This is a genomic window from Psychromonas sp. KJ10-10, assembly GCF_047323245.1.
Classification (GTDB): Bacteria; Pseudomonadota; Gammaproteobacteria; order Enterobacterales; family Psychromonadaceae; genus Psychromonas.
The window spans coordinates 1,772,219-1,797,887 of the sequence record NZ_CP178826.1 but is presented as its reverse complement, the minus strand read 5'-3'; the positions used below and the strand labels follow the sequence as shown (position 1 = coordinate 1,797,887).

33 protein-coding genes and 3 pseudogenes are annotated in these 25,669 nt (G+C 36.9%); 23 read left to right on the top strand and 13 right to left on the bottom strand.

What is annotated here, in order from left to right; translation table 11 throughout:
* Positions 1-148: 148 nt before the first annotated feature.
* The 9 genes and pseudogenes from ACLKMH_RS10250 to ACLKMH_RS10210 all read right to left on the bottom strand — a co-directional run bounded on the left by ACLKMH_RS10250 (position 149) and on the right by ACLKMH_RS10210 (position 6,058).
* Positions 149-868: a 3'-5' exonuclease gene (locus tag ACLKMH_RS10250; RefSeq protein ID WP_413701876.1), complete on the bottom strand. Its 720-nt coding sequence runs from the start codon at positions 866-868 to the stop codon at positions 149-151.
* Entirely contained in the window at positions 865-2,742 is a 1,878-nt protein-coding gene (locus tag ACLKMH_RS10245) for a DUF294 nucleotidyltransferase-like domain-containing protein (RefSeq protein WP_413701875.1), read from the bottom strand. The genes ACLKMH_RS10250 and ACLKMH_RS10245 overlap by 4 nt, the downstream gene beginning before the upstream one ends.
* Positions 2,743-2,896: 154 nt before the next feature.
* Positions 2,897-3,226, bottom strand: a complete 330-nt coding sequence (locus ACLKMH_RS10240; RefSeq protein WP_413702309.1) for a CZB domain-containing protein — start codon at positions 3,224-3,226, stop codon at positions 2,897-2,899.
* A 117-nt stretch (positions 3,227-3,343) separates the two neighbouring features.
* A pseudogene (locus ACLKMH_RS10235) lies at positions 3,344-3,658 on the bottom strand (methyl-accepting chemotaxis protein); the annotation flags it as partial.
* A gap of 385 nt (positions 3,659-4,043) precedes the next feature.
* The gene (locus ACLKMH_RS10230; protein ID WP_413701874.1) at positions 4,044-4,364 is read right to left on the bottom strand and encodes a hypothetical protein; all 321 of its coding nucleotides are present in this window, start codon (positions 4,362-4,364) and stop codon (positions 4,044-4,046) included.
* A gap of 9 nt (positions 4,365-4,373) precedes the next feature.
* A complete protein-coding gene (locus tag ACLKMH_RS10225; protein WP_413701873.1) occupies positions 4,374-4,727 on the bottom strand; it encodes a hypothetical protein in 354 nt (117 codons plus the stop codon).
* Complete coding sequence (locus tag ACLKMH_RS10220) at positions 4,703-4,903, bottom strand: PAS domain S-box protein (RefSeq protein ID WP_413701872.1); 201 nt, start codon at positions 4,901-4,903, stop codon at positions 4,703-4,705. The genes ACLKMH_RS10225 and ACLKMH_RS10220 overlap by 25 nt, the downstream gene beginning before the upstream one ends.
* A 146-nt stretch (positions 4,904-5,049) precedes the next feature.
* Positions 5,050-5,169 carry a helix-turn-helix domain-containing protein gene (locus tag ACLKMH_RS10215; protein WP_413701871.1) on the bottom strand — a complete coding sequence of 40 codons (120 nt, stop codon included), beginning with the start codon at positions 5,167-5,169 and terminating at the stop codon, positions 5,050-5,052.
* Complete coding sequence (locus tag ACLKMH_RS10210) at positions 5,156-6,058, bottom strand: hypothetical protein (RefSeq protein ID WP_413701870.1); 903 nt, start codon at positions 6,056-6,058, stop codon at positions 5,156-5,158. Before ACLKMH_RS10210 ends, ACLKMH_RS10215 begins: the two co-directional genes overlap by 14 nt.
* A 173-nt stretch (positions 6,059-6,231) precedes the next feature.
* On the opposite strand from ACLKMH_RS10210, the gene ACLKMH_RS10205 reads away from it, so the two are divergent.
* From ACLKMH_RS10205 to ACLKMH_RS10145, 13 genes are all read left to right on the top strand, one after another.
* Entirely contained in the window at positions 6,232-6,363 is a 132-nt protein-coding gene (locus tag ACLKMH_RS10205) for a hypothetical protein (RefSeq protein ID WP_413701869.1), read from the top strand.
* Between the two features lie 25 nt (positions 6,364-6,388).
* Positions 6,389-7,273: a TonB-dependent receptor plug domain-containing protein gene (locus ACLKMH_RS10200; RefSeq protein WP_413701868.1), complete on the top strand. Its 885-nt coding sequence runs from the start codon at positions 6,389-6,391 to the stop codon at positions 7,271-7,273.
* 2 nt (positions 7,274-7,275) lie between these two features.
* Positions 7,276-8,220, top strand: coding sequence for a TonB-dependent receptor domain-containing protein (locus ACLKMH_RS10195; RefSeq protein ID WP_413701867.1), 945 nt, complete (start codon positions 7,276-7,278; stop codon positions 8,218-8,220).
* Between the two features lie 86 nt (positions 8,221-8,306).
* Positions 8,307-8,615 (top strand): DUF2218 domain-containing protein, encoded by a 309-nt coding sequence (locus ACLKMH_RS10190; protein WP_413701866.1) that lies wholly within the window; start codon positions 8,307-8,309, stop codon positions 8,613-8,615.
* A gap of 47 nt (positions 8,616-8,662) precedes the next feature.
* A complete protein-coding gene (locus tag ACLKMH_RS10185) occupies positions 8,663-9,418 on the top strand; it encodes a DUF3450 domain-containing protein (RefSeq protein ID WP_413701865.1) in 756 nt (251 codons plus the stop codon).
* On the top strand, positions 9,415-10,527 hold the full coding sequence (locus ACLKMH_RS10180) for a flagellar motor protein MotA (protein ID WP_413701864.1): 1,113 nt from the start codon (positions 9,415-9,417) through the stop codon (positions 10,525-10,527). The genes ACLKMH_RS10185 and ACLKMH_RS10180 overlap by 4 nt, the downstream gene beginning before the upstream one ends.
* Positions 10,520-10,663: a MotA/TolQ/ExbB proton channel family protein gene (locus ACLKMH_RS10175; RefSeq protein ID WP_413701863.1), complete on the top strand. Its 144-nt coding sequence runs from the start codon at positions 10,520-10,522 to the stop codon at positions 10,661-10,663. The genes ACLKMH_RS10180 and ACLKMH_RS10175 overlap by 8 nt, the downstream gene beginning before the upstream one ends.
* 94 nt (positions 10,664-10,757) lie before the next feature.
* Positions 10,758-11,240, top strand: coding sequence for a MotA/TolQ/ExbB proton channel family protein (locus ACLKMH_RS10170; RefSeq protein WP_413701862.1), 483 nt, complete (start codon positions 10,758-10,760; stop codon positions 11,238-11,240).
* A 54-nt stretch (positions 11,241-11,294) separates the two neighbouring features.
* Positions 11,295-11,696, top strand: a complete 402-nt coding sequence (locus ACLKMH_RS10165; protein WP_413701861.1) for an ExbD/TolR family protein — start codon at positions 11,295-11,297, stop codon at positions 11,694-11,696.
* A 2-nt stretch (positions 11,697-11,698) separates the two neighbouring features.
* Positions 11,699-12,388, top strand: a complete 690-nt coding sequence (locus ACLKMH_RS10160) for a TonB family protein (RefSeq protein WP_413701860.1) — start codon at positions 11,699-11,701, stop codon at positions 12,386-12,388.
* Complete coding sequence (locus ACLKMH_RS10155) at positions 12,385-12,990, top strand: tetratricopeptide repeat protein (RefSeq protein ID WP_413701859.1); 606 nt, start codon at positions 12,385-12,387, stop codon at positions 12,988-12,990. Before ACLKMH_RS10160 ends, ACLKMH_RS10155 begins: the two co-directional genes overlap by 4 nt.
* Positions 12,945-13,571: a tetratricopeptide repeat protein gene (locus ACLKMH_RS10150; protein ID WP_413702308.1), complete on the top strand. Its 627-nt coding sequence runs from the start codon at positions 12,945-12,947 to the stop codon at positions 13,569-13,571. Before ACLKMH_RS10155 ends, ACLKMH_RS10150 begins: the two co-directional genes overlap by 46 nt.
* Before the next feature lie 122 nt (positions 13,572-13,693).
* Positions 13,694-14,491 (top strand): SDR family NAD(P)-dependent oxidoreductase, encoded by a 798-nt coding sequence (locus ACLKMH_RS10145; protein ID WP_413701858.1) that lies wholly within the window; start codon positions 13,694-13,696, stop codon positions 14,489-14,491.
* A gap of 63 nt (positions 14,492-14,554) precedes the next feature.
* Here ACLKMH_RS10145 and ACLKMH_RS10140 read toward each other — a convergent pair whose 3' ends face one another.
* On the bottom strand, positions 14,555-15,448 hold the full coding sequence (locus ACLKMH_RS10140; protein WP_413701857.1) for a LysR family transcriptional regulator: 894 nt from the start codon (positions 15,446-15,448) through the stop codon (positions 14,555-14,557).
* Between the two features lie 122 nt (positions 15,449-15,570).
* Here ACLKMH_RS10140 and ACLKMH_RS10135 point away from each other — a divergent pair.
* From ACLKMH_RS10135 to ACLKMH_RS10120, 4 genes and pseudogenes are all read left to right on the top strand, one after another.
* A pseudogene (locus tag ACLKMH_RS10135) lies at positions 15,571-16,561 on the top strand (zinc-dependent alcohol dehydrogenase family protein).
* A 74-nt stretch (positions 16,562-16,635) separates the two neighbouring features.
* Positions 16,636-16,899, top strand: a complete 264-nt coding sequence (locus ACLKMH_RS10130; protein ID WP_413701856.1) for an MATE family efflux transporter — start codon at positions 16,636-16,638, stop codon at positions 16,897-16,899.
* Between the two features lie 49 nt (positions 16,900-16,948).
* The gene (locus tag ACLKMH_RS10125; protein WP_413701855.1) at positions 16,949-17,416 is read left to right on the top strand and encodes a polysaccharide biosynthesis C-terminal domain-containing protein; all 468 of its coding nucleotides are present in this window, start codon (positions 16,949-16,951) and stop codon (positions 17,414-17,416) included.
* A complete protein-coding gene (locus tag ACLKMH_RS10120; RefSeq protein WP_413701854.1) occupies positions 17,334-17,981 on the top strand; it encodes an MATE family efflux transporter in 648 nt (215 codons plus the stop codon). The genes ACLKMH_RS10125 and ACLKMH_RS10120 overlap by 83 nt, the downstream gene beginning before the upstream one ends.
* Before the next feature lie 404 nt (positions 17,982-18,385).
* Here the strand turns inward: ACLKMH_RS10120 and ACLKMH_RS10115 are convergent.
* Positions 18,386-19,326 (bottom strand): annotated as a pseudogene (locus tag ACLKMH_RS10115) (2OG-Fe(II) oxygenase).
* A 328-nt stretch (positions 19,327-19,654) separates the two neighbouring features.
* Here ACLKMH_RS10115 and ACLKMH_RS10110 point away from each other — a divergent pair.
* From ACLKMH_RS10110 to ACLKMH_RS10100, 3 genes are all read left to right on the top strand, one after another.
* On the top strand, positions 19,655-20,053 hold the full coding sequence (locus ACLKMH_RS10110; RefSeq protein WP_413701853.1) for a tetratricopeptide repeat protein: 399 nt from the start codon (positions 19,655-19,657) through the stop codon (positions 20,051-20,053).
* 590 nt (positions 20,054-20,643) lie between these two features.
* On the top strand, positions 20,644-21,462 hold the full coding sequence (locus ACLKMH_RS10105) for an SbmA/BacA-like family transporter (protein ID WP_413701852.1): 819 nt from the start codon (positions 20,644-20,646) through the stop codon (positions 21,460-21,462).
* Complete coding sequence (locus tag ACLKMH_RS10100; RefSeq protein ID WP_413701851.1) at positions 21,383-21,844, top strand: SbmA/BacA-like family transporter; 462 nt, start codon at positions 21,383-21,385, stop codon at positions 21,842-21,844. The genes ACLKMH_RS10105 and ACLKMH_RS10100 overlap by 80 nt, the downstream gene beginning before the upstream one ends.
* An 88-nt stretch (positions 21,845-21,932) precedes the next feature.
* Here the strand turns inward: ACLKMH_RS10100 and ACLKMH_RS10095 are convergent, their stop codons facing one another.
* Together ACLKMH_RS10095 and ACLKMH_RS10090 are read right to left on the bottom strand one after the other, a co-directional pair.
* Positions 21,933-22,511, bottom strand: a complete 579-nt coding sequence (locus tag ACLKMH_RS10095; RefSeq protein ID WP_413701850.1) for a zinc ABC transporter substrate-binding protein — start codon at positions 22,509-22,511, stop codon at positions 21,933-21,935.
* Positions 22,474-23,139 (bottom strand): hypothetical protein, encoded by a 666-nt coding sequence (locus ACLKMH_RS10090; RefSeq protein WP_413701849.1) that lies wholly within the window; start codon positions 23,137-23,139, stop codon positions 22,474-22,476. The genes ACLKMH_RS10095 and ACLKMH_RS10090 overlap by 38 nt, the downstream gene beginning before the upstream one ends.
* Positions 23,140-23,438: 299 nt before the next feature.
* Between ACLKMH_RS10090 and znuC the strand changes: the two genes are divergently transcribed.
* The 3 genes from znuC (at position 23,439) to ACLKMH_RS10075 (ending at position 25,632) form a co-directional block, all read left to right on the top strand.
* Positions 23,439-24,197: a zinc ABC transporter ATP-binding protein ZnuC gene (znuC, locus tag ACLKMH_RS10085; RefSeq protein ID WP_413701848.1), complete on the top strand. Its 759-nt coding sequence runs from the start codon at positions 23,439-23,441 to the stop codon at positions 24,195-24,197.
* A gap of 2 nt (positions 24,198-24,199) precedes the next feature.
* A complete protein-coding gene (locus ACLKMH_RS10080; RefSeq protein ID WP_413701847.1) occupies positions 24,200-24,982 on the top strand; it encodes an iron chelate uptake ABC transporter family permease subunit in 783 nt (260 codons plus the stop codon).
* Positions 24,983-25,347: 365 nt separating this feature from the next.
* Positions 25,348-25,632, top strand: coding sequence for a FeoA family protein (locus tag ACLKMH_RS10075; RefSeq protein WP_413701846.1), 285 nt, complete (start codon positions 25,348-25,350; stop codon positions 25,630-25,632).
* Positions 25,633-25,669 lie beyond the last annotated feature (37 nt).

Here is a 25,669-nt window from a genome sequence, read left to right as displayed (position 1 = left end):
AAAAAACATGGAAAGAAGACTACAAAAACTGCGGGTAAAGGAGGTTAAAAACAAACAAGATCAAAAAACAAGGAGCTTTCAGAATTACACTGACAATTGATAAATAAAAACTGCCAATTGATAGATAAAACTGACAGCTTATAAAGAATCACTTACTTTTACGATAAAGGTTCCCTATCGTAATACAGGTATTAGGGGAAAGACGTTTCTGCTGAGCTAACAATAATTCTGCCGTCGAAACAGCATCTGCGAGGGCATTATGGCTGTTATATTCAGGCAAACCATAACGTTCTCGAGTACTGGCTAGGGTAAGATCGACATCTCTATGGTTATTAACTACCTTTGCCATGTTTTTTTCTAGGCATAGAGTATCTAACCACAATAAAGGTAACGGCGCTAATCTATAGCACCGTTGCATATATTGATTAATAAAGTTTTCTTCCATAACACAAGCATGTGCAACAATCACTTTTCCCTTAGCTTCTTCAAAGAAAGTCATCATGGCATCGTGAATTGACACCCCCTCAGCTAACATTTGCGGGATAATATGATTAATCACAGCGGTTTCTGCATTAATTTGAGAATCATTATTCAGATAAAGGTGTTTAGCTGAAGTAAGGTCAATCATATTATTAGAAATACTCACCCAGCCCATAGACAGAATCAAATCACTCTGACTATCAAAACCTGTGGTTTCAATATCCAGTACGATGAAATCAACATCTTTCGCTAAATCCGTCGGCTCTGGAATTTCACTTTTGATAAGATTTAGTTGAGTCTCTGTTAACTTGGTAACAGACAAATATTGCTCTCGTTTTCGTCGAAGCACTTCTAATGGGTGAAAGTAATCTAAAACCCGCTTGATCATCCTGAGATTCTCCCAAATTTGACCTTAGCAGCTTCTTGTAGGTCGGCAATGATCCTAAAGGCATCTTTAAGATGTTTACGCTCAAAACTACCAAAACTATCGGGGTTAATATTATTGTTTGGTTCTACACCGTTGCGCATTGCTTCGAGTTGATGGCTGAAACGATAAGATAAAATAAACTGATAAGCGCCTAATATATTTTTAAAAGCATCATCACTTAACAGTCCTTTTTTATTGGCGTAGACAAATCGCTCATCCGTAGCTGATAAATCACACTCAACCGCTAAGCCATAAATACGCGCTAGATCGATAATTAATGTAATCGCATATTTCTTAATATTAAGGGTTTTATTATTTTCTCCGGATTTCTCCAAAACTAAGCTATTAAAAATGCCTAAAGGAGGATTGGTATTAACTGCATCAGAAACTAAAGTACTTAAAAACTCGCGATTGTTATTAATATTAGAATGTAATTCATCCCTAAGCGCGGTTTCAAAATCACTATTACCGTAAATAGTTCTAATTTCTAGAAATACACTAATATTCAATAAACATTGATATTCAGGATTTGCCACCCACTTCTTATAATAATTTTTCCACACTGCTAGTGGCTGACACCATTTAGGTGTGGTCGCCATAAAATTCCCCGGACAAAGCGGAAAACCACAACTGTCTAAACCTTTGCAAACAATCATAGATAAATGCTTAAAGTACATACGGTCACTATTGGTTGCATTATCTGCTAATACGATGGCACTATCTTGGTCAGATAACATATGCACTTCATTACGCGCATGAGAGCCAGCAACAATCCAAGAAAAATCACAGGGTGGAGGACCTAGTTTATCTATCGCAAGTTGGATCATGTGTCGGTTATAGGCATCCATGATCATAGTCATCACTTTACCTATTGTTTCTGGTGCAACTTTTCCTTCCACTAATGCTTCAAAAATAGCTTGTCGTTCAGAGGTAAAAGTTGCCATCGTTTCAATACTGTCTGCATACTTAATCTTTTCAATTAAAAAGATCGCTTGCACACGATGATTTTGTACTAAATGCGAAGTGGTTAATAAACCAATAACTTTATTATCTTCAACAACGGGTAAATTTCTAATATTGAATTGCATCATTAACGAAGCCGCATGCAAAACTAGATCATCTGGTTTTATAGTTAACGGTGAATAAGTCATCACTTCAGATATCGGATGATCAATCGGTACACCATGAGCAATAACACGCTTTGTCATATCACGATCTGTGATCACACCAACTATTTTGTCATCCTCATAAATAACCGCACAGGAAGAACGATGTTTGATACGCATTTCATTAGCAACAGACTGAATGCTTTGATCTGAGGTCACCACTGCGACACGTCCACTTGCAATTTCTTCTACTCGTCGAATAAACAAACCTTTTTCTTTATTCGACCAAACTACATCAAGTGCAGATTGTAATCGTACCTGAGCTTTAGAGGCAAAATGCTCTGCACAATTTGGAAAATTTTTGAATAGCGTTTGCAGTGCAGTATGCGGTATTAAATAAATAAGGGTGTTTTCTATGGCAATAGCGCGATAACCCGCTTCATTATCGTTATCCATGTCATCATCAAGAAAAGTAAAACCAAATAAATCCTCTGAACCTAACCTTGCTCTTAACACACCATCAGCCATTCGTTGTTCCATCGAACCGGTACGTATAATATAAAGGGACTTTTCTTTTCCAGACTCACATAGGTCAACAATATCTCCCTTGCTGAGATAGGTAATTTGTACCGAAGAAGCCAGTGCATGTAAGCCCTCCTTAGGAATTTTATCGAAGGGATCGATCTGGCCAAGAAACTGAATGATGTTTGGAAAAAGAGACTGAGGCATGAAATTTCTCACTATTACATTATTTTGTCTTATTATATAATAAAACTAAGTACTAGTGTCAATTTTAGGCAATATCAAAATATTGCCCTCATCACCTTGATGAAATTTCATTTAATTTTATCTTTAAAAACAACAACTAATATAAAAAATTATTTTACCTTTCATTCTGTATTGAAACCATTTCAGATAGTTTTTCAATAAGCAATGAACTGGCCTGTTCTGTTTTTTTCATTTCACTAATAACCAAGTGTTGATCAACATCATCATTAAAGGTTTCTTGGAAAGCATTTTTAACTGATTGGTGCACAATTGAATGAGGTAACTCCAATTCAACATAACTACCATTGTTAGAAAAGGTATTTTTAGTATCTGATTTATCATACCAAAGCCCCATTCGACACTGATGATGATCCGTGGCAATTGCTTCAACAGAGGCTTGGTTATTTTTATTATTAAGCGCACGATAGGCATGTTGTTTATAAATAACATGATCAATTTTAATCAGTGATGCATAGATCTGATTCTCAGAGTTAGATACTAAACGTTCCGTTGATATCGATGTTTCTTCTGCGCTATTTACACTTGCCTCAACCTCTTCAATACTTTCAATGATTTGCGAACTAGAACTATTAATATTAGCAAAAGCATCGTTTACTTGTGCCATTGAATTAGCAAATAGGGCTAAATTTTCACTGATATTAAGAGCCGTTTCTTTGGTTTTATTTGATAATGCTTTAACCTCATCTGCAACAACTGCAAATCCTCTTCCCGCCTCCCCTGCTCTGGCGGCTTCAATGGCGGCATTAAGCGCTAATAATGTTGTTTGATCTGTGATATCAGTGATCATCTTCATTGCATCATTGATATCCCCCTGAGAGGTTGAAAGTTCGTTTAGCGAAGACTGTGCAACCTTCATACGATCTTGAATCAATGCCGTTGAGCTAGCCATCATTTTTACCTGCCTGGCTGATATTTCAGTATTATTTTTATTTTCCTTCGACAAGCCATTTATTTGTTTAATTTCATCAGATATTTCAAGTAAATCTTTCTGGCTTACCTGTAAATTACTTAATAAGTTCTCTGTATTTAATTTATGTAAATCAGATGCTAAGTTATTTTTCTGTGTTAGGGTATCAACCTCTTTCATTACCTCGATTGATTTACCAATCCCCTCTAATGAACCTTTGAAATAAGAAGGTAAACCCGATGCAAAAGGGCGTCGGCTAAAATCATTTTTAGCAACAGCCTGAAAACAAGCTTCTGTTTCTTTAAAGTAGGCTTCAACAATATCCATAAAATCATTAAATGCCCAAGCGAACCTTGCCCACCTCTCCTAAATTTTTAGTTTTACTAATACGTGTGTATATATGACCACTACAGGCTTCTTCTAACGCATCCTTTAAAACATTAATAAATTTCAAGGTGCGTCTTATTTCACTCTGTGAAACAACAATGCGTATTATGACGGCAACGAGGGCTATGATTGAAATAAGCAATATATTTTCTGGGTTTAAATTTAACCAAACAATAATAATGACAGCTAAGCTAAAAAAGATTGCGTCTGTAATGATTAAACGAGTTTTCAAAAAAGGGTTTTTAGATAGTCTATTTTCACGGCTCATAATAAATACCTAGGCATGTTGACGATAAAGATCGCAGATAAAGTCGTTATAATTTAAGTCATTATCCTTAAGGAATTTAACGAGAAAGTCATAGGAAGCTTCAGTCGCTTGTTTTTCATTTAAGCCTTTCTCTGTTTCTAATGCTTTTTCATAAAGTTCGCTGATGGTAGGTTTTAAAGACTCAGGCATCACACGCCTAACGGAGTAATAACCAATGGCTTTTTTATTATCATCATAAATAGGAGTGATATGGGCAAACACCCAATAATAATCATTCTGTTTTGTTGCATTAATAACAAACGCAAAAAATTCTTGTTCATTTTTAAGCGTTTTCCACATTAATTTAAAAGCACCGCGAGGCATAAAGGGGTGCCGGATAATATTATGCAGACACCGAGTAATTCTTCTTCATGGTAGCCTGCAATTTGCATAAATTGCCGATTGGCGTAGGTAATACGGCCACTCAAATCTGTTTTACTGACAATTAATTTATTATCAGCCCAAGTAATATCTTTACCAGTTATTAAAGGGTGCCCCATTACCTCATCCTTGTATCTGATTGAACTAAAGATAAATATAGGAAAAAAATAAAAAAACCAAATATTTTAATAAAAATGTGTGCTTAAAGTCTTAGTTTTAAGCTCAAATTATTTGTAAGTGAAATATAATTATTTATTAGCCTTCATTACGTGTTACTGACATTTTGCATCTCGCGTGGTGCGAAACCGAAGGTCTTTTTAAAAGCATTGGTGAAATTAGATGGATGACGATAACCGGCATTATAAGCGGCTTCAGTAATGCTCACTAAGCCCTTTTCTAAGGCTTGTTTGGCAAGTTTCTAAACGCCTACGACGGATATAAACCTGAACACTATAACCAATTTCCTGTTTAAATTTACGTTGTAAGCTAGACACACTCATAGCCACATACTGTGCTAACTGTTGTACGGAAAGTGGCGTTTCAAGATTCTCTTCAATGTACTTTAAAAGTGTATCCAAGGTTTCTTCAAAGGGATCATTATGTAGCTTTTGTTGTTGAGGTTTTATTAATGGTTTATTACTTTCTAATGTATCCTGAGCATTCAACTGCTTAAATATTTCAAAAATTAATGACTTACTGAGTACTTCCATTTGCAGTTTATCCATTAAACTACTTGGAGTACCTAAGCGGATGATTTCATATGATAAAGTAACGATCATATCAGTGAGCTTGATATGAAAGTAATCGAGATGATGCTTTACAAAAGAGCTCGCTACATCATGTACATTCTCGCGGTTTTCAATCCAATTAAGTGGAATAGAAACATTTAGTTTTACAACATGATTATTCTCATGAATGATACGATAAAAAGTCACAGGCCTTGAAAGGTTAACCACAATCGCACTATTTTCTGAATTCGCATCGAGATGAAACATCTGATCGTCATAACCAAAGTCCAACATCCCTTCTAGTAAAATAGTAATACTCATTGATTTTTGTGCGGTTGATACTACCTGAAAATTAACAAGCTCCTCGGTTGTTCCTCCCTGTAATGTATAAGCGTTAGGCACTTGATAGGATAAAAACTTGCCAGAAACGATAGTTGATGAATGAGACTCACGATCGGAAATGATATATTGCTTTTTATCATCCTCTAAATAGCGCGTAAAGGTGCCCTTTGAACTCGTTGCCGACAATGTATTATTAACCTTCATCTTACCTTCCTTCATAATATGCTTATCGCATTACCGTTTCCCATAACCTTTTCTCATAACAGTCTGACCGTTTTGCATAAGTTATTTTGCTATCCGGTCATATAATATTCCCTTATTATAAACGCGAATAATTATCATTACTATAAATTAAAGCAATATATTAAGGGAATAACATGAAATTAATACCAATTAAGCATGCAAAAATTTATGTTGCTGTCATGGTGGCAATCAGCCAACAAGTGATGGCAAGCAGAGACAGCACCAGAGGAGTCTGTTGTTGTATGGGGAACGAGTGTTGCCAGTAACTCAGAATATTTGGGCGATCAGGATATGTCCTTAAAACAAGCAGATCACATGTCTGACTTGCTTCGAGATATTCCTGGGGTTGATGTGGGTGGTACACATTCATTAACACAACGTATTAATATTCGTAGCCTAGGTGAAACCGATTTAGATATCACCTTAGATGGCGCATCACAGCATGCAAATATGTTTCATCATATCGGTAACTTAACTCTCAACCCTGATATTCTAAAGTCAGTTGATATTCAAGTAGGTAATAACTCAGTTACACAATCAGCACTTGGTGGTTCCGTTGCCTTTGAAACAAAAGATGGTAAAGAATTATTAAGAGCGGGCGAAACCTTTGGCGCACGTGTATATGGTGGTGTTGCTAGCAATGATAACCAACAGGGTTCATTAACTGTATACGGGATGTTGAGTGACGATGTTGATGCAATGATATACGGCAACATTGTAGACAGAGATAATTTTGAAGATGGTGATGGTACTGAAACCTATGGTTCAGCAGGTAAAGTATCCAATGCACTCTTTAAAGTAGGCTATGAGACATCATCACAGCATCGGTTTGAACTAAGTTACGATATGTACCGTGACAGTGGTGATTATAATCCTCGCCCTGATATGTCAGGCGCGCCTAACCTTGGTTTAAGCAGTGACTTACTTATTCCAACCGATTACGACCGTGATACTATTACCGCTTCTTACCAACTAAGTGGTGCTAAGCATAATGGTAAAGTAACGCTTTACAGCAGTGAAACTGAAATTATTCGTGATGAAACTGTGATGGATGGTGTTTGGCCAACTAATCGTGTTTCAATAAATAGTGCAACAAACCATAATCTTGGTGCAGATGCACAATTCCAATCTAACCTCATTATTGCAGATCTAAAAATCAATTTACCTATGGCATAGAATTGTCACGCCAAAACAGCACCAGTACATACGGTGGTGAAAAGTTTATGGATGAAACTGCGACGTCGAGTGCCGTATTTGTTGAAGATAGAATTTACCTTGTACCAAGCTTCTCTATCACAGCCGGTCTGAGATATGACAACTTCAATCGTGATGCTGAAACTAGCGATACCAGCTTTAATGATATGACTTGGGGACTTGGTGCCGATTGGGATGTTAATAACTATGTGAGTGTATTTGCTAGTGCGCGTAGCTTATTTAAAGGTCCAGAGTTATCAGAAACCTTTGTTAAATACCAAGATGTTACTTATTTAGAAGATGGTATTAAAGCTGAAACAGGTATCAATACACAGGTTGGTGCACGTTACTCACAATACTTTGGTGCTCATGTAATCAGCTCAAGTGCAACCCTGTTCAAAACTGATATCGATGATTATATTGCCAGCACTTGGGAAAATGGTGGTTACACTATTGAAAATATCGGTGATGCAGAAATAAAAGGTTTCGAAGTTAGCGCAAGTTACGGCTATAACGCATTCCTTTCTAAACTGTCTTACTCTCGTTCAGACTCGAATAATGCTAGCACTAATACGCCTCTACTTGACTCAAATGGTCGAAGCATGGATATCGGTGACAGCATTGCCTTAACACTTGATTATCAAGCAGATTCAATTAATACAATCTTCGGATGGACATCAACCGTGGTGCTTGAAGAAGACAACGTAGAAGCGGGTAGTGATGTCAAGGAAGCTTATAATACTCATGATTTCTATGCGCAATGGACATCATCAGCCTTCGACGGCCTTCAAGTTACCTTTGGTATTGATAACGTAACAGATGAGTTATATACCTCTCATGCTTCACGAACAGGCTCTGCACGTGGTTATGTTCTTGATGATTATGAACCAGGCCGTAATTACAAACTATCTGCGACTTACCAATTCTAAACTGTAAATCAACACGCTCATCGAGTCTTAGTCGAGTCTCGATGAGCAAAATAACAACAACTAATTTTTATCTAGGAATGAATTAAATGTACTACAGCAAAGCCTATATTAGCTCCGAGCACAGCGCTCGATACTTACAAACTTTATGTCGTCACTTTTCAAGAAAAGTCCCTGCAACTTGGGATGAAAAAAATGGTGAAGTTAATTTTGTTATGGGAAATTGCCAGCTAGCTTTCCTCGATGAAGAACAACAGCTTGCTCTTATGTGTAGTGCACAGGAAGAACCACAACTAATGGCAGTAAAAGGCATTTTAGAACAACATATTACTATGCTTTCAAGAAGAGAAGAAATTGTGCTTTCTTGGTCAGAACATAAACAATGTTTGGAATCTTAGATCTAACAATAAATTAATCATTTCACCAGAACATTAACGGACATAAAATGTATTTATATACTCTCATTGCAAGTATTGGCCTTCTAACTATGGTCCAAGTCAATGGTGCTTCATTAAATCAGTCTGAATCAGTTGAAAAATCGATTCTTTCTGCCTCGCAACAAAGTCAGAAAACCATATCAAGTAGTGCAGATTTAACCATTGAACACCAGAATGAGATAAAATCACTGCAGGAAAGCATCAGCCAACTCAGTGTTTATCAAAAACATTTAAACGCTTTATTAGCAAGCCAAGAAAGTGAATTAGCCAGCCTCGATTCACAACTTAATGAGCTTGGTGAAACAAAACAAAGCGTTGTTCCGTTAATGTATAAAATGCTCGAGCAATTAGACACTTACATTGAAAATGATCTTCCCTTACATAAGGCGACAAGAACTGAGCGAGTTAATAAATTAAAAGCATTAATGGTCAGAGCCGATATCGCCGATGCAGAGAAATACCGACGCATTATGGAGGCATATCAAATTGAACTGGATTATGTCAGCAAATTAAGCACTTATTTAGGGCCAATAACAGTTAATAACATTGAGAAACAAGCTGAAATATTACACCTTGGACACCTTTCTATTATTGCCAGAAGTCTAGATAAACAAACTTATTGGGTTTGGAATAATACTAACAAGCAATGGGAAAATAGAATAGAAAATACCCAGCAATTAGATCATGCATACTCAGTAGCAAATCAACAAGTCCCACCTGCTCTGCTTGCTTTACCCCTATCAATTGCGGAGGTAACGCAATGAAACTGATAATAATGAATGTCATGAAAAATGCTTTTCTAATGAGTTTTTTGCTAGTTACTTTTAACAGTCAAGCAAATACAGATTTATTAAAAACAACACAGCAGGCGAAAAACCAGCAACAAAAAGCTGAGCAACAACGTGAAGCTGAATTTAAAGCGAATGAAGAGAAATATCGTTTAATAAAAGAAGACTTAATTAATCAAAAAATCGCATTACAAAATTCGATTGATCAACTTACGGAACAATTCTCAGATAACGAAATACAACTCGCAGATAAAGATAAACAACTGCGCCTTACCTCTGGACATTTAGGAGAGTTATTTGGCGTAGTTCGTCAAATTGCAAAGGAATTTCATAACGAACAAGTCGATCGAGTAGCGAGCATTGGACAATCAACACAAATGTCCCACATAGCAGATATCATCGAAGCAAAAACCTTACCTTCTCGGGAACAGATTCACGCGCTTTGGCAGGTATTCACAGAGCAAATAAAAATAAGTACACAAATAACAAAAATTGAGTCGCCCTATATCAATCATCAAGGCATAAAAGAAAGCAAACAAGTTATTCGTCTCGGTGCCTTCGCCTTACTTGATGAACAAGGGTACCTAAAATGGTCTAATAGTGAACAAGTTGCCAATCACTATCTAGTTCAACCCGAGCCACTGCCATCATCAGATCAGCTTAGTGTTAATCAACAACTACTTAGTATTGATCCAAGTAATGGAACGTTAATCGAACAACTTGCTTTGAAACCAACTCTCAGAGAACGTTTTGAACAGGGTGGCATCATAGGTAAAGTTATCCTCGGATTTTTAATATTGGGTTTATTACTCGGCATCAGCCAAGGTTTGTTTTTGTTTTATAGCAAATTAAAAATTAACGCCCAATTAAACAATAAAGAAAAAATTGGTAACAATGCACTAGGCAGGGTTTTAGGTGTTTATAAATATGACCAATCGCCTAATTTTGAAGCCTTGGAATTGCGACTTTATGAAATTATTTTAGATGAACAACAAAAGCTGATTCGAGGCTTGCCAATGCTTAAATTATTAGCGGCTCCTTTCGCCTATGTTAGGTCTATTAGGGACAGTGACAGGCATGATTGAAACCTTCCAGGTAATGACTCAATACGGAAATTCAGATCCTAAGCTGATGGCCGAAGGTATTTCCACTGCACTGGTAACAACCGTATTAGGTTTGATTGCAAAGCAATGCCATTATTGTTTATCTATAACATATTAAATTCACTGGCTGACAATGTGAAAATTCTATTAGAAAAACAAGGTTTAGGTTTAGTCGCAGAGCGTGCAGAAAAACATAACGGAAGTGTTGAATCATGCCCAGCTTAAGCTTTTTGAGTGATTCTCTGTTATTTGATGTTTTAACGCGCTTTATGGATAAAGGAGGTCCTGTTCTTTGGTGGTTAGCCCTATTGATGTTTATTTTTTGGCTATTTGCTATCGAACGGCTTTTATTTGTGGTGTTTATTTTCCCCAAACAACAACAACGCTGGTTATCACAGTGGAAAGCAAGAAGCGAACATCAATCATGGTACGCGCGAAAACAACGTGCAGCTTGGCTTAGTCAAGCACACCTTGCCTTGTTTCAACACTTGCCTATTTTAAAGTTTTTAATCGCTATTTTTCCAATGTTAGGTTTGCTTGGCACAGTAACAGGCATGATTTCAGTATTTGATACGCTTTCCATCCAGGGTACCTCTGATCCGAAATTAATGTCAGCGGGTATTTCAATGGCTACCTTACCAACAATGGCAGGTATGGTAGCGCTCTTGCCTCAGTATTTTTTTACGCACAACTAGTGGCCATTATGGAAAAAAAGAATTACATCTCGATAAATTATTTAGGAGTTATTTATGAGATTAGGAAGTCGAAAAGAAAGCCAAGATGATGCAAACATTGATTTAACATCGATGCTTGATATCGTGTTTATTATGCTTATCTTTTTTATTGTGACTAGCTCTTTTGTTAATGAATCAGGCATTGAAGTTAATCGCCCCCAGGCGACTAATTCAAGTAGTCAAAAGGATGCTGAATTATTTATTGCGATTAGTGCTAATAATGAAATATTTATTAATAAACAAATGGTTGATAAAGAACGTGTACAAGCCAAACTGGAGAATATATTAATTGAAAAAAGCGATTTATCTTTAGTTATTCAAGCGGATAAATACGCATTTAATGGCACAGTCATTAGCGTTATGGATGCAGCAAAAGGAGCGGGTATCAGTCATATTGCGCTAGCAACGGAGCAATAGGTATGCGTTTATTTTTAATCGCTTGCCCACTAGCAGTGGCTATAAGTTATGCCTTAATTGCCATTATGGCCTGGATGGTAGACCTTAGCTTTCAACAGGATAAATCAGATAATACACCACTTTCTTTCGATGTTTTTATCGATAATACTGATGAACAAAGCCAACGAATCAAAAGAGTGTTACCTGATCCTCCTACAGAAAAACCACAACCACCAAAACCGGATATGGCAACAACACCTCCACAGGTTCCTTCGCCTCCTGCATTAACAACGCCATTACCGGAAGTTAGCTTAGACTTATCGGTACAGGGCATGCAAATTTCCGCACCTGTGATAGCTAAAACGCAACCCGTTGAAAATCCACCAGCACAAACCTTACCTGCAACGCCGGCACCTGTGTCTGATACTCCCGTATTTGAAAATCAGATAGCAACGCCACAATATCGAATGGAGCCTAAATACCCCCATCAAGCGCTAAAAAGAAGAATACAAGGCTTTGTGCTTTTATCCTTTGATATCAGTAGTAAAGGTCGCCCAGAAAATATAAAAATTATTGATGCTCAGCCTCCTCGAATTTTTAACCGAGAAGCCATGCGCGCACTTAAAAGTTGGAAATATCAACCCTTGATAGTCAATGGACAAGCACAGGTGTATCCAAACCAACAAGTAAAGTTGGAGTTTAAAATAAAATGACAAAACACAATCAAAAACAACCTTTATATTTTCTGTTGTTAATAACACTATTCGTTTCTTGGGGTGCTTCTGCAAGACAATTAACCCGTGGCACAGCAATAAAAGTGCAACAGGCCTACGAATTACAAAGTAATGAACAATTTAATGAAGCCATCACCTCGCTGACTGCGATTAAAAGTCAAGATAACTATGAACAAGCCTATGTGAGTCGTATGTTAGGCTGGTTATATTGGCGGCAAAAACAGCCTAAATTAGCCATAAAACATCTGACTCAAGCGGTCGATTTAAAAGTATTAATAGAACAGGATGATTTAAGCACACAGCGTATGTTAGCTGATATTTTATTAACTGAAGGCCATTATCAGCAGGCAGAATCTCGTTATTTAACCTTGGTAAAAGCTTACCACGACAGCAATACCTTGATGCAACTTTGGCTAAGAGTGGCACAGGCTCAATATCAGCAGGAAAAGTGGCCTGAGGTTGAAAAGTCAATCGGCAAACAACAAGCCTTTCGAAAAAAGTCTAAAAGCCCCGCTCAGATAATGCCACTAAATATATTATTAACCGCACAACTTGCACAAAAAAATGGTCAGCAGGCATAACAACCACTCGCCAACTACGTTCTTTAGCGCCCGATAATGTTATATGGTGGCAACAACTTGCTAATTTATATTTGTACATCAATGATAATAAAAGTGCATTAATCACGCTACAACAAGCCGATAGAGCAGGATTAAAACTAAGCCTTCAACAAAGGCAGTTATTAGCCAATCTTTATGCCGATGCACAGGTGCCCTTCTCGGCGACTACACTCTATGACCAACTTGATGCAGAAAATGAAAGCGAACAATTGTTACAACAACAGGCAATCTATTGGCAAGCTACTAAGGAATGGGATAAGGCGATTTCCAGTTGGCAGAAAGTGGCTAAACTAAACAATCAACATTATTGGTCTCTTGCTCGACTCCACCTACAACTGCATCACTATCAAGATGCACTGCAAGCCTTAGAATTATTAAAAGAAAAATCTAAGCAAATGTTATTGTTGCAGGTGCAAATACTTGATGAGCTAGGCAATACTGATTTAGCGTTAACCACAGCGCAAAAAGCACATGAAAAACACCCCAGCGAAAGCACTTTAAATTGGATAAAGTATTTATCTAATAAACAAACAACTCTATAAAAAACAGCTACACTATTAATAAAAAATATAAACTGATTTTATTTTAATAGGTATTATTTAACTATGTGAAACAATTTATTATAACAGCATAAATTATCCAAAATCACTGAAGGAGTAATACCATGAAAAAGACAATATTAATTACAGGATCGACAGATGGTATTGGCCTAGCGACCGCAACCTCATTATTAGAATTAGGGCATACCGTTATTCTTCACGGTAGAAGTGAAAGTAAATTAGCAGCAGCTAAAAAGCAACTTTCAGAAATCGCGAGCACAGATAAAATTTTTGCCTATAAAGCTGATTTATCCATTATCTCTGATGTTAACAACTTGGCATCAGAAATTAAAAATAACCATCAAAAATTAGATGTGCTCATTAATAACGCCGGTATTCTTATTGTACCCGAACCACTTTCTGAAGATGGTGTAGATATCCGCTTTATGGTTAATACCATTGCGCCTTATTTATTAACCAAACTACTTCTGCCTTTGTTAGATAAAAACGCTCGAATTATTAATTTATCTTCAGCTACTCAAGCGCCTGTTGCGAGAGAAGAATTGCTTAAAGTAAGCTCTCTGACTGATCATACAGTATACGCAAAAAGTAAACTGGCAATCACTATGTGGTCTCGTCAGATGTCATTAATACTGGGTAAGGAAGGACCAATTGTCGTTGCTATTAACCCTAAGTCATTATTAGGTAGCAAGATGGTGAAACAAGGTTATGGTATTGCTGGCGGAAATCTACAATTAGGTGCAGATATATTAGTGAAAGCAAGTTTGTCTGATGAGTTTGCTGATGCATCAGGTTTGTATTTTGATAATGATATTGAAGCTTTTACCGCACCTCACCCAGATGCGCTAAATGCTGATAAAATCAGTAAAATGACTGAGGTATTAGAAACCTTTATAAAATAAACTATAAAGGCATGATCTGCGGTTAAAATTCAAGCACAAGATCATGCCACTTATAGAATTGGCTTATTTTTCCCAGTAGGGAGTTTCACCAAAATAGTCTTTAAAATACTCAATAAATGCACGTACTTTTGGTGCTAATAATCGCGAACCAGGATATACAGCCCAAATCGCGGTATCTGATATAACAGGGTAATCTTTTAAAACTTGTACAAGATTGCCCTTTTTAACATCTTCATATACACACCACACAGAGGATAACGTCAGCCCCATTCCATTAACACAGGCATCGCGCACTGATTCTCCATTATCAATTCGAATCGCACCTTTTCCTTTAATTTTAAATGGGCCATCTGGCGTATCAAATATCCAGTTATCAATACCAATCAAATTAACACATTGATGTTTTAATAAATCATTAGGAACAATAGGCTCACCAAATTTTTTTATATAATCAGGAGAAGCAAAAACCATTCGTTTATCAACAGCGAGTTTTCGCGCCACCAGCGTTGAGTCATTCAAAGAGGCATTTCTAATGGCAATATCAAAGCCACCATCAACCATATCAACAACACTATCGCTTTGTCGTAAATCTATTTTTAATTCTGGGTAGGCTTTAATAAATCCTTTTAAGCCAGGCACAATATGCATCCGACCAAAGGATGAAGGGGCAGTAACACGAATAGTACCCTGCGGTGTAAAACTCCCCGCTCCCACTGATCCCCTAGCAGTATCAATCACATTTAACACTTCTTCAGCATGTGGCAAGAACTCAATGCCTTCCTGTGTTAACGAAACCTTACGAGTGGTTCTATGTATCAATTTCACCCCGAGAGAGGCTTCTAATTTATTAATATGCATACTAGCAACAGGTGGAGATAGTCCAAGTTCACTGCCTGCTAAGCTAATATTGTGTGTGCTGGCAATACGTACAAATAACTTCAGATATTCATGATTCATTGAAAACGCCATTATTAACAAAAAGTAAAAACTGATTAGTGTTTAGACTATATTATCAAACATATCATTTGTAAATATACTTATCCCATCAAACAAATCAAAATCAAAAAAGGAACCAAACAATGAAAGCAATGATAATTAATGAATTCGGTAACAGTGACGTATTTACAGCAACTGAGATTTCTAAACCAAGTGTGACAGCTGGTCACGTTGTGGTGAAAGTTGTCGCAACAAGTGTGAATACCGTTGATATGATGCTTCGTGAAATGGGTGAAGCTCTTGGACCTTTAGCACCTGCTTTACCTGGTCTGTTAGGAATGGATTTTGCCGGAACCATTGAAGCAGTTGGTGAAGGTGTTACACAGTTCTCTGTTGGTGATGAAGTTTATGGTTGTGCCGGTGGTTTAGCTGACTTACAGGGTGCTTTAGCAGAGTATATGCTTGCAGATGCACAATTAATTGCCCATAAACCAAAATCAATTTCTATGCGTGAAGCTGCACGCAGTTCCATTAGTAGGCATAACAGCTTACGAAGGCTTAATTCGTGCAGGTGTTAGTGAAGGTCAAAAAGTATTAGTTCACGGTGGTTCAGGTGGTGTTGGTCATATTGCGCTACAACTTGCTAACTACTTTGGTGCAGATGTGTTTTCAACGGGTGGCGGTGACGTTCAATCTACTTTGATTGAAAAATTAGGCGCAACAGCGATTAATTACAAAACTGAAACAGTAGCAGATTATGTTGAAAAACATACACAGGGTGCTGGTTTTGATGTGGTATACGATTCTATAGGTGTCGCTAACCTGACTAATTCATTTGATGCAACTGCATTAAACGGACAGATAGCAACAACAGTATCGATGTTAGAAGTTGACTTAACAACTGCACATTTTAAAGGTTTGTCATTACATGTTGTGTTTATGCTAATTCCGATGTTACATGATCATAAACGCCAGCAACACGGTGATATTTTAGCGAAATTAGCTGAAATCATCGATGAAGGTAAATTAACGCCGATTTTAGATGAAACTAACTTTACTTTAGAAGAAGTAAGTAAAGCTCATGATCGTCTTGCAAGTGGCAAAGCGATAGGAAAAGTAGTGGTTTCAATCTAACCTCAATTAAACTGCTAAAAAGTGCCCTACTTAGAGACCTAAATAGGGCACAAAGACAATTAAAAAGATCTTTTATGCCTTTTATGCCCTTCTTTAATAGCCACACATTTAATCAATTATATCGCCAGACTTGGCCAATGCTGATTGGCTTATTTGCTATTATGGGTAGTCAATTGGCAGATAGTGCTTTTATTGGTCAATTAGGGGCTGAGCCTCTCGCTGTCGTCGGATTTTCTATTCCAATTTATCAACTTATTATTGGTATTCAAGTCGGTTTAGGTATCGCAACAACGGCATTAATTTCAACGGCTTTAGGCTCAAAAAAACCAATATGCTAAATATTTAGGTTCACTGATCTTAATCATTGGTAGCATCACAATCACACTTGTGTGTATCCTCCTATGGTATTTTCAAGAAAATATTGCCCTTTATTTAGGTGCGACCTCTTCCCTTTTGACTTTACTACGAAGTTACTGGTTTCCCTGGTTAATCAGTTGTTGGCTTGGCGCCCTACTTTATTTTGGATATGGTATTTGTCGATCTTATGGAGAAACGCTAATTCCGGGAAGAGTTATGGTGATCACCAGCCTATTAAACCTCATATTAGATCCTATCTTTATTTTTACCCTAGACTTAAAGATAGCCGGTGCCGCTTGGGCCACTTGTATTTCTTTTGTTATTGGTTGTTTTATTATTTTTAAGACCATATTCGATAAAAATCTTATTATGATGCCAGCTGATCTTAATAAAAGTAAAAATGGGATAACAGCAATTGCTTCGTCTAACGATTCCCGCAATGTTAAGTCAATTTATACCACCGATTTCAGCCATGATTGTGACAATAATTATCGCTAGCTATGGTGATTTGGCTATTGGTGCCTGGGGATTAGCAAATCGAATTGAGTATATTTCCATTATATTAATTCTTGCCTTAACAATGGCATTACCACCAATGATTGGCAAACTCAAAGGTATGAATGAAACGGCTAAAATACTAGCATTAGTAAAAGTCGCGGTTATGTTTGTGATGTGTTTTCAAATTATTTTGGCGCTAATTTTATACTTATTTGCCCCACTAATGTCGTCGCTTTTAACAAATCAAGCAGAAATAAGCGCTATTTTACAAAACTACCTATGGATTGTACCGCTAAGTTATGGGGCATTAGGGGTTTGTATGATTTGTGTTTCGGCCTGTAATGCAATGAGCTCCCCAAAATCAGCGCTACTGATATCAATGCTACGTTTATTTGCCTGTTACTTACCGTTAATTTGGATAGGATCTGAGTTATATGGCTTATTAGGTGTATTTATCGGGGCCTGCATTGGTAACTTCTTATCCGGTATACTTGCCTGGAATATGTTTCTAAAACAAGATACCCGTTACCATTCGAGATGCAAAGTTCAGCAAGTTGTGAGGTGAGTAGATTCTAGGCAGAAAGTTGAAGATCTAACGGGTTAAATCAATACTTTCTAACAACGAAGATACTTACCTCAAAACTTGCCCTGTGGGTCGCTAGCTCGAAAAGCAATTCATCGTTGCAACATTCGATGAGGGCTAGCCATTTAAGATGTAAATACTTGTTTTTACATCTACCGGCAGAGGATTAACGAAGTTAATCGCTCGAGAGGTCATCATGTTGCGCCTTGCCTTGCTGTCCGAGCTAGCGACTGAACAAAGCACCTTGATTGGTGACGGGTATATAATAAAATCGGTAAAAACTAATTATTGGCAACACAGCAAAAATATAAAAGTTAAAAAAAGAGAACTATTTAGCTCTCTTTTTTGTACCACTTATTGTTTGATGACTTCTAAAGAATCAATCCTTAAAAAGGCGCAACATTATCACGAGGATTACTAGGTACAGTCCAACGCTGATGCGCATCCAACAATTCATGACTCATTCCCGGTAATGGAATTTGCCCTCGGTCACCATATAGCCACATAACAAAGTTAGTTCGCTTTCCACCTGTGATAGGTTGCGCCGCATGTGGAATATTACCACGGTGTATCATTGCCACACCTGGCTTAAATGTTAACCTCTTTTTATCGCCTGTTTGCGGATCATAAAAATCAACTTCTGACCCCGTAAAATCCTCACCTGGTAAATTAAGGTTTACATTTAATGTCACTGACGATGCATCACTATGTAATCGCAGTGATGTATCCGTTCCCGCTTGATATTGAATAGAAAAACCAAAGGTCTGAGAGTCAAAGCCCATCACTTCCGGAAATAAAAATCGCGCAATAGGTCGCATATATTTATCCATTATTTCACGATAAAATAATTGAAAGTTAGGCGCCGCCAGAAAACCTTCAGAACGCTCATCTAACATTGCACCACCTCGATTTAATGCAATACCATAGGGTGGACGTAATGGGATATCAGCATTTCCAACTTCTTCCAGATACTCACGAAAATTAGCAAGTTGTGTTGGTTCAAAAGCTGGAACTGAAATACCCCCGGCGAGACTTCTTGCATCAAATTATTCAATGCCCCTTCAGTCGTCGGATCTTGCCATGCTTGATTAACCGTATTGCGTAGTTTTGTATCTAGTAATAACTCATCTGGAATGAAAAGTTGTGCTTTATTAGTTTCTTCCCATTCTTTCCATGCATCACTGAGTAAACCTTTGTTTAAATCCCAAAAATGTTGCACTGAAGGATCACGCATTAACATTGCATTTCTTGATGGTAAATCTAAGTTACGTGCTTTTTGTAGTTGAGACGTTGATTGCTGAGCAACCTCAGTTTTTGTTTTTTCCATCTTACTTCTCCAAATTTAGTGTCAGTATTGCTTTAATACTGACGATGGAGCTAATTTATTACAAAGCATTAAATTAATAAATAACACTAATATACAAACAGAATTAATATTATATATATAATCATTCACTAATTTGATTAAACCTATTTTGACTAAACTAAAGAAAATAGCGCTATACCTTCAATAAACTTTGTCAAAAAATAGAAAATAATTTGATTTTTGTCCAAGTTTTTTACTTGTACTCTTTACAAACAAATACAAATGATAATCAATACCAACTAAGTACATTATTAGGAATAAATCGACATGGATAAATGGCAGACAATTAATGCAACAGGGAAATAAACACTATCATATGGATCAATGGGATGAGGCATTAAGTTATTACCACGAAGCAATTGAATTATTAGAGTCTATAGATAGTATCGACTCAGGCAATGCACAAAAAACCTTACAGGCATGGGTTTGTGGTTATCACAATCTCGCCAGCACCTATGAAAAACAAGGCTTTATTGAGCGTAGACGTGATGCTTTAGTAACCCCTTTTCGAATAATGCTTGCTCTCACAAATAATTCTCAATCTACTTTAGAAATGCAAATGTTCACATACCGAGCTTTACAAATGACAATACCGCCACTATTAGAGTTTGCGAATACATATCCAAGTGAAGTTAAGTTTATTAAACAGCTAATAGGAAGTATTGAAAGTAACAAACAGCTTCATTAATGAGTTTAAATATCACAAAAAATGTTTATTAAACCACAAATACAAATGATAACTACTTGCGTTAAGTTGGAATACCATGTTAGATTTAAAACTTAATCACTAGTGAGCATGAGATGTATGAACTCTGAAAAGAAATTAAAAAAACTTAAAAAGTTAAAGAAACATAAGAATATTATTTACTTACCTTTAAAGTCGAACCCTTGCAAAAAGTGCCCAGCGCTTAAAAAAGGGTTGTGTAAATGTGCCGTAAAAAAATTCGCCTCATAAATCACCTTATAACGATAAATTCATAACGCTCAATCATCGAATTAGAATCAAGGCAGAGAGTGAGTTCATTAAATTATGTGAACTTTATTGGTGCTAGGTCTACTAAACAATAACTCTGCTTATTCTCGCAAAATACCCTAAAGATATGGGCACTGACTTGCTAATATTGATTTAAATTTACATTTTTTATCAATAGGTTTCGTATAATTGTTAGAAGTAAAGTAGAGTTGACCATGTCAATAAATCTTTATTTCTAAGAACAGATACGAGGCAATCAGACTTACATGTTTAAATCATTTTTTCCCAACCCTAAAGCGTTTTTCTTGTCCCTTTTACTGTTTGCGACTACTGCTTGCGCTATTTGGTATGGATTTAACGAACAGATGGCCGTTTTACTCGGCCTTGATATTTCTAACACAACCCCGGTAATTGGTTTAGGACATTTTGTCACTGATTCTTTTTTACTTTTCTATCTTTATTATTTTTTCTGTACCACTATTTTTGCTTTAATATGGTTTAAAATATCGTCGCATAAATACCAATGGTGGTCAGTTGTTGGCTCTTCGGCCATTTTATTTTCAACTTATTATTCGGTACAAGTTTCCGTTGCTATCAATAATTGGCGTCGCCCCTTTTTCGATTTAATTCAATCCCTATTAAAACCCATTGATAGTGCTCTAACGGCAGAACCACTCAGTGACCAAGCGGTGAGTGCATCAACGGCAGAATTATTTGAATTATTATTGGTATTTGCACAGATAGCATTTCTAGCCATCTTTATTTTTGTAGCAACACGTTTTTTGGTTAGCCATTATATTTTTCGCTGGCGTAGTGCAATGAATGAGTATTACACGCAAAACTGGCAAAAATTGAAAAATGTTGAAGGTGCATCGCGACGTATTCAAGAAGATACCATGCGCTTTGCTTCTATCATGGAAAGCTTAGGGGTAGCTTTAGTTGAATCTGTAATGACCCTATTTGCCTTTTTACCCGTGTTATGGAGCTTATCTGAATACGTGTCTGAGCTTCCGATAATTGGTAAAATCGCTCATCCTTTATTTTATGCTCGCTTTATTCTGGTCTATCTTTGGTACGGGAATTCTTGCTTTAGTAGGGATAAAACTACCAGGGTTAGAATTTAATAATCAAAAAGTGGAAGTCGCATTTCGTAAAGAATTAGTTTATGGTGAAGACAATGAACACCGTGCCGATCCGATAAAACTCAACGAACTTTTTGCCAATGTACGCAAGAATTATTTTCGTTTGTACTTTCATTATATGTATTTCAACGTAGCTCGAATGTTATATTTACAGGCAGATAACATCTTTGTCTTCATTCTGTTGGTACCAACTATTGTTGTGGGTGCGATTACCTTTGGTATTTTGCAACAGATTTTAACGGCATTTGGGCAAGTTAGTAATTCATTCCAATATTTAGTGAATTCTTGGACAACTATCGTTGAACTGCTCTCTGTACAGAAACGACTAACTGCCTTTGAATCGGTATTAAAAACACCTAAATAATAAGTTCTATAAAAATTAATCAAAAAAATCCGATGTAAATAACATCGGATTTTTTGTGGTGACACTAGATTAAACTAACTATTTCTATTTAACGCAACCCTGCCACTAAGCTTGTTGCCATATTATTCATCAGTTCAAAATATGCATTTGGCCCTGCCTCGATATTCGAACCAAGAGGATCTAATACTCCTTTATTAGCACCAGACCCTTCAATGATCGTATCCACTAAACTCGATTCAAATTGAGGCTCACTAAATACACAAACAACTCCTAAGCGCTCTACTTTGCTACGAAGTTCACTGATACTTTTAGCACCCGCTTTTCTTTCAGGATCAATAGTTACTGAACCAACCGCTTTTAGATCATATTCAGATTCGAAGTATTGATAAGCGGCATGAAACACAAGGTAAGGTTTATCTTTCACTGGCGCCAATTTTGTTTTCAAGCTTGCATCTAGTTGTTCTAATTTAACAAGTAATTTCTCTGAGTTAGCTTGATATTGCTTAGCATGCTCAGGATCCATTTCTGCAAGCTTCTTGGCCGTTTCTATGGTCACTTTTTTAGCGATAGTAGGAGAAAGCCAGATATGAAAATCTAATGATGCCATCTCTTCTTCATGTGCATCATGGTCATGCTCTTCGTAGTTCTTCATGTGCATCGTGGTCATGCTCTTCATGTCCTTCATGTCCTTCATGTCCTTCATGCGCATCGTGGTCATGCTCTTCATGTCCTTCATGCGCATCGTGGTCATGCTCTTCATGTCCTTCATGTGCATCGTGCTCATGCTCTTCATGTCCTTCATGTGCATCGCGCTCATGCTCTTCATGTCCTTCATGTGCATCGTGCTCATGCTCTTCATGTCCTTCATGTGCATCGTGCTCATGCTCTTCATGTCCTTCATGTGCATCGTGGTCATGATGATCGTGGTTATGTTTAGCCCAGTCTCCACCTTCACGTTTAGTTAATAAAGATGACTTTAACACTTCAGACAAGGTTAATGTTTGAGCATCTTTTGCTAACGTATTTAAAGGCTTTTCAAGAAAACTTTCTAATTCATGACCAACCCAAACAACCAAGTCAGCCTTAGCAAGGCCTTTTGCTTCCGAAGGGCGCAAAGAATAACCGTGTGGCGAGCCTTTTTTAATAATTAAGTCTGGCGTTGCAACCCCTTCCATAACGGCACTAACAAGAGAATGAATTGGTTTGATACTCACCACTACCTGTGGCGGTTCAGCGGAAAATGCTGAACTTATTGGTAAAATAATAAACAAAAATAATGACAGTAATTTTTTCATGTTTTAATCTCTATGATTATTGATATAGTGAATGTTATGTTATAACATAACACTTAAATCAACAAACTATTTTACTTAAAATAATTCTGGTCACAACAACAAGGTAAAATTGTGCTATTCATAAAATGTTTCAATAGGATGCAAGATAGCTAAGCATTAAGGTAAAGGCCTTTATTGAAAACTTATCTGCTAAATTAACTCAAGTGTAAATCCTACAAACACAATCTATTTTTAACTTTAACCATATATAATAAAATATTAGAACTTTGTTTTTAAAACAAAGCGATAGGAAATGCCCAATGAACGAAAGTCTACTCCAGTTACAATCTGTTAGTTTAAAAAAAGGAGAGCATACTTTATTAGAAGCAATTGACTTAACTTTAAATAAAGGAGAGATATTGACCGTCGTGGGCCCAAATGGTGCCGGCAAAACAACCCTGCTCCGTGTTGCCCTTGGATTACAAAAAACCAGTACGGGTAAAGTAATATTAGCGCCGAATATCACCATCGGTTATGTTCCACAAAAATTGCATATCGACCCAACGTTCCCAATTACCGTTAGACGTTTTTTATCCCTTGCAAAGGTAACAAATAAATTAGATTTTGACTCACTTTTGTCCGATGTAGGTGCTTCTCACGTTATAGATTCACCACTGCAAAACTTATCTGGTGGTGAATTACAACGAGTATTAATGGTGAGAGCTTTAATGAGAAACCCACAGATTCTTGTTTTAGATGAGCCCGTTCAAGGTGTTGATGTACATGGGCAAGTCGAACTTTATGATTTAATCAGTCGCGTAAGAACAGAGCGTGGTTGTGCTATTTTAATGGTTTCACATGATCTTCATTTAGTAATGGCTTCAACTGATAGAGTGCTTTGCTTAAACCAACATATCTGTTGCGGCGGAACACCAGAATTCGTTGTCAGCGATCCAGCCTACGCTCAACTTTTTGGTCCACATGCGGCTAATCATTTAGCGCTGTATATACACGAAAAAGGCCATAATCATGACCACGATCATAACCATCATTGTTCACATGTAGAGGAATTAAAATAATAATGGATGATTTTCTAATTAGAGCACTGTTTGGTGGTCTCGGTGTCGCTTTAGTGGCGGGCCCCTTTGGTTCCTTTGTTGTGTGGCGACGTTTAGCATATTTTGGCGATACGCTTGCACACTCAGCCCTACTGGGTGTCGCACTTGGATTTATTTTACATGTCAATTTAACGCTAGGTATTTTTATTATTTGCCAAGTATTGGCTATTTTGCTCTTTATCAGCCAATATCAACGCCAGCTAGCTAGTGATACTCTATTGGGAATTTTCTCACATGGCGCATTATCACTCGGGCTAGTTGCCTTAGCGTTTATGGATGATGTGCGTATTGACCTTGTTGGTTATCTATTCGGTGATATTCTTGCTATTGGTAGCAGTGACTTGTTATGGATATACGGTGCAGGAGGTATTGCACTGCTTGGTTTAATTTGTATTTGGAAGCCACTTTTATCTATTACGATTCATGAAGATTTAGCACGTGTAGAGGGAATACCCGTTGATCGGATAAACTGGTTATTTCTAGGTTTAATTGCACTGACAGTTGCTATTATGATGAAAGTTGTGGGCATGCTACTAGTAACCGCATTACTGATTATTCCAGCGACCACGGCGAGGCGTTTTGCAAATACACCTGAATCGATGGCATTAATTGCGATTTTAGCAGGTTGTTTTTCAGTTATGTTAGGTTTGTTAGGGTCCTTCTATTACGATACCCCATCAGGCCCATCAATCGTTGTGGCTGGGTGTTTGTTATTTATTAGCAGTATTTGTATTCCTAGAAAATAATAATTAAATTACCAAAAATATTATAAATGGGTGGCAGTCGATTCGACTGGCCACTTTGTCTAATCAAAACCTTCCTTTCATTTTTACTTTTACTTACATAACATTTGTCAATACAAACCAATAAATTATGTGATAAAAATCACTTTCACTTCTAATTCAGCTCCCTGTTTCAATGTAAAAGTAGTGCATTACCTCTCAAAAATAAAATTTAGATTAAAATAAATTGATTGATCTGAGTCAATGAACTCAAACCCTCTCGGAGTAGCATAGAGTGCAATGATATCAATTATCATTGCATTTTGTGCTTTATATCGGCAAAAAAGTGAAAAGATTCAGCTTTCAATACCCAATATGGATAATTAAATATGAACATTTCAACATTTAACGACTTAGAAACATTTTCATCTCAAGATTTAGGAAAGCCAGAAATGGGTATTAACAACCTCACTCAAGCACAGGAAAAGCAAGAATATATTATCAAAGATATCCTGCCTGAGGATGAAGAAATGACTCACTTTTTATTTTCACTAGGTTGTTTTAAAGGTGAAAGCATTACCTTGGTTTCGATTATATCTGATAGTTATGTAATTATCGTTAAAGATGCAAGATATAGCATTGGCAGTGATTTAGCAGAATTGATACTCATTTAATTTCATTCGAAATACGCGAAACAAAACCGTTATTTAG